The organism is Acinetobacter sp. YH01008, from assembly GCF_013420435.1.
GTDB classification, from domain to species: domain Bacteria; phylum Pseudomonadota; class Gammaproteobacteria; order Pseudomonadales; family Moraxellaceae; genus Acinetobacter; species Acinetobacter pseudolwoffii.
The window spans coordinates 1-3647 of the sequence record NZ_VOYD01000066.1; the positions used below are offsets into that span (position 1 = coordinate 1).

At 45.6% G+C, this 3647-nt stretch carries 5 protein-coding genes; all 5 read left to right on the top strand.

What is annotated here, in order from left to right; all coding sequences use genetic code 11:
- Positions 1 to 606: IS3 family transposase (locus FTT75_RS15465; protein WP_117008159.1), on the top strand; the 606-nt coding region annotated here is incomplete at its 5' end.
- Between the two features lie 99 nt (positions 607 to 705).
- Positions 706 to 1509: an aminoglycoside O-phosphotransferase APH(3'')-Ib gene (gene aph(3'')-Ib / locus FTT75_RS15470; protein WP_001082319.1), complete on the top strand. Its 804-nt coding sequence runs from the start codon at positions 706 to 708 to the stop codon at positions 1507 to 1509.
- Entirely contained in the window at positions 1509 to 2345 is an 837-nt protein-coding gene (locus tag FTT75_RS15475) for an aminoglycoside O-phosphotransferase APH(6)-Id (RefSeq protein WP_000480968.1), read from the top strand. Before aph(3'')-Ib ends, FTT75_RS15475 begins: the two co-directional genes overlap by 1 nt.
- A gap of 227 nt (positions 2346 to 2572) precedes the next feature.
- Positions 2573 to 2821 (top strand): phenol hydroxylase subunit, encoded by a 249-nt coding sequence (locus FTT75_RS15480; RefSeq protein ID WP_006581702.1) that lies wholly within the window; start codon positions 2573 to 2575, stop codon positions 2819 to 2821.
- 37 nt (positions 2822 to 2858) lie between these two features.
- The gene (locus tag FTT75_RS15485) at positions 2859 to 3344 is read left to right on the top strand and encodes a hypothetical protein (protein ID WP_006581703.1); all 486 of its coding nucleotides are present in this window, start codon (positions 2859 to 2861) and stop codon (positions 3342 to 3344) included.
- Positions 3345 to 3647: the final 303 nt, after the last annotated feature.

Here is a 3647-nt window from a genome sequence, read left to right on the forward strand (position 1 = left end):
TTAATGAAGAAAATGGGCATTAATGCGTTATATCGTAAACCAAATCTAAGTCAGGCCAATCAAGCTCACCGTAAATATCCATATCTGCTCAAAGGATTGGCTATTCAGCGCAGTAATCAAGTGTGGTCTACGGATATAACGTATATCCCTATGGCAAAAGGCTTTGTTTATTTATGTGCTGTGATTGATTGGCATAGCCGCAAGGTACTTGCGCATAGAGTATCGATTAGTATGGAGGTTACATTTTGCATAGAAACATTAAATGAAGCTATTGAAAAATATGGCCGACCTGAAGTCTTTAATACAGACCAAGGCAGTCAGTTTACCAGTGATGCATTTATTGATGTATTGAAATCAAATGGCATTCAAATCAGTATGGATGGTAAAGGTCGATGGGTTGATAATGTGATGGTTGAACGATTATGGCGGAGCGTTAAATATGAAGAGGTGTATCTCAAAGCCTACAGCAATGTTTTGGATGCGAAGAAGCAATTAAACGCATATTTTGAATTTTATAATTTGAAACGACCTCATTCGAGTCTGGACAAAATGACTCCAGATGAGTTTTACTATGACCAGCTACCACAACAAAATAAGGTAGCTTAACTAGAGCAGAGTATCACTTATAAATAAGCTTTTAGTTGTTCAAACAAGTGGGACCACCTCTCACCTCCGCGCTTCATCAGAAAACTGAAGGAACCTCCATTGAATCGAACTAATATTTTTTTTGGTGAATCGCATTCTGACTGGTTGCCTGTCAGAGGCGGAGAATCTGGTGATTTTGTTTTTCGACGTGGTGACGGGCATGCCTTCGCGAAAATCGCACCTGCTTCCCGCCGCGGTGAGCTCGCTGGAGAGCGTGACCGCCTCATTTGGCTCAAAGGTCGAGGTGTGGCTTGCCCCGAGGTGATCAACTGGCAGGAGGAACAGGAGGGTGCATGCTTGGTGATAACGGCAATTCCGGGAGTACCGGCGGCTGATCTGTCTGGAGCGGATTTGCTCAAAGCGTGGCCGTCAATGGGGCAGCAACTTGGCGCTGTTCACAGCCTATCGGTTGATCAATGTCCGTTTGAGCGCAGGCTGTCGCGAATGTTCGGACGCGCCGTTGATGTGGTGTCCCGCAATGCCGTCAATCCCGACTTCTTACCGGACGAGGACAAGAGTACGCCGCAGCTCGATCTTTTGGCTCGTGTCGAACGAGAGCTACCGGTGCGGCTCGACCAAGAGCGCACCGATATGGTTGTTTGCCATGGTGATCCCTGCATGCCGAACTTCATGGTGGACCCTAAAACTCTTCAATGCACGGGTCTGATCGACCTTGGGCGGCTCGGAACAGCAGATCGCTATGCCGATTTGGCACTCATGATTGCTAACGCCGAAGAGAACTGGGCAGCGCCAGATGAAGCAGAGCGCGCCTTCGCTGTCCTATTCAATGTATTGGGGATCGAAGCCCCCGACCGCGAACGCCTTGCCTTCTATCTGCGATTGGACCCTCTGACTTGGGGTTGATGTTCATGCCGCCTGTTTTTCCTGCTCATTGGCACGTTTCGCAACCTGTTCTCATTGCGGACACCTTTTCCAGCCTCGTTTGGAAAGTTTCATTGCCAGACGGGACTCCTGCAATCGTCAAGGGATTGAAACCTATAGAAGACATTGCTGATGAACTGCGCGGGGCCGACTATCTGGTATGGCGCAATGGGAGGGGAGCAGTCCGGTTGCTCGGTCGTGAGAACAATCTGATGTTGCTCGAATATGCCGGGGAGCGAATGCTCTCTCACATCGTTGCCGAGCACGGCGACTACCAGGCGACCGAAATTGCAGCGGAACTAATGGCGAAGCTGTATGCCGCATCTGAGGAACCCCTGCCTTCTGCCCTTCTCCCGATCCGGGATCGCTTTGCAGCTTTGTTTCAGCGGGCGCGCGATGATCAAAACGCAGGTTGTCAAACTGACTACGTCCACGCGGCGATTATAGCCGATCAAATGATGAGCAATGCCTCGGAACTGCGTGGGCTACATGGCGATCTGCATCATGAAAACATCATGTTCTCCAGTCGCGGCTGGCTGGTGATAGATCCCGTCGGTCTGGTCGGTGAAGTGGGCTTTGGCGCCGCCAATATGTTCTACGATCCGGCTGACAGAGACGACCTTTGTCTCGATCCTAGACGCATTGCACAGATGGCGGACGCATTCTCTCGTGCGCTGGACGTCGATCCGCGTCGCCTGCTCGACCAGGCGTACGCTTATGGGTGCCTTTCCGCAGCTTGGAACGCGGATGGAGAAGAGGAGCAACGCGATCTAGCTATCGCGGCCGCGATCAAGCAGGTGCGACAGACGTCATACTAGATATCAAGCGACTTCTCCTATCCCCTGGGAACACATCAATCTTACCGGAGAATATCGTTGGCCAAAGCCTTAGCGTAGGATTTCGCCCTCTCCCGCAAACGACCCCAATTTGATAAAGAACATTGTATGAAATAAAAAAGAGAAAATCATAAATATTTGAAAAATAATAATAAATAAAATTGGCATGCAAGTTGCAATAATCTTATGGAGAATATGAGGATTTTGGTATGCAGCAACTCAATGTAGAACAGCCTCCTTGCTTTATTCATGTTACAGGGACTCAGCGTGACAAATATATCGAATTTGAATTTTCGATAGGTGATCCAGAGTTAGCTGTAGAAATGATTATGCCAGTCAAGGCTTTTGAAGAATTCTGCGCACACCATCAAGTACAGCACCTAAGTACGGATGATTTTGCAAAGATTGAATATGACCGCATGAAGTGGCGATTTGGACAGGCCGGTATTAGAGAATAAAAACTCTAGTCTTTATTAAAAAATCAGGAAGATTTATATGCAAATTGATATTAAAACATCTTCAGTTAAGCCTTTAAGAAATACTTATGCTTATATTGAAAAAAGATTTGGTGATAAACCAGCTTCACGTTATCAAGAAGCGACCTACGATATTCAGGAAGAAATTAATTTTCATTACAAACCTTTATGGCAGCCTGAATTTGATCTTTACGATAAGGGCCGTACTGTAATCCAAATGAAAGATTGGTACGTGCTTAAAGATCCTCGTCAATTTTATTATGGGGCTTATACCCAAACTCGAGCTAAACAACAAGAGATTTTAGAAAGTAATTTTACGCTTGTTGAAAAACACGATTTATTAAGAAATATTTCTGAAGAAATTCTAAACAAAGTAACGAAATTACTACTCCCACTTTATTGTAAACAAGACATTTTTATCTTTTATATTCAATGGCTTATTTTCCTGCTAATTGGTAATACCATGAAAAATACCATGCTCAGAAAAGGCTTAACAATATTTTGAAAAATTGCCTACTGAGCGCTGCCGCACAGCTCCATAGGCCGCTTTCCTGGCTTTGCTTCCAGATGTATGCTCTTCTGCTCCTGCAGCTAATGGATCACCGCAAACAGGTTACTCGCCTGGGGATTCCCTTTCGACCCGAGCATCCGTATGAGACTCATGCTCGATTATTATTATTATACTCTGTACACGACAAATTTCACAGAACCCTTATCCTATCAGGATTCTGCTTTCTTAAAATTGCCAAAATTTCCTTAAACTCTTCTTTTTTCCCAAAACCAATTAAACGCTGAATCGCCATTTGAA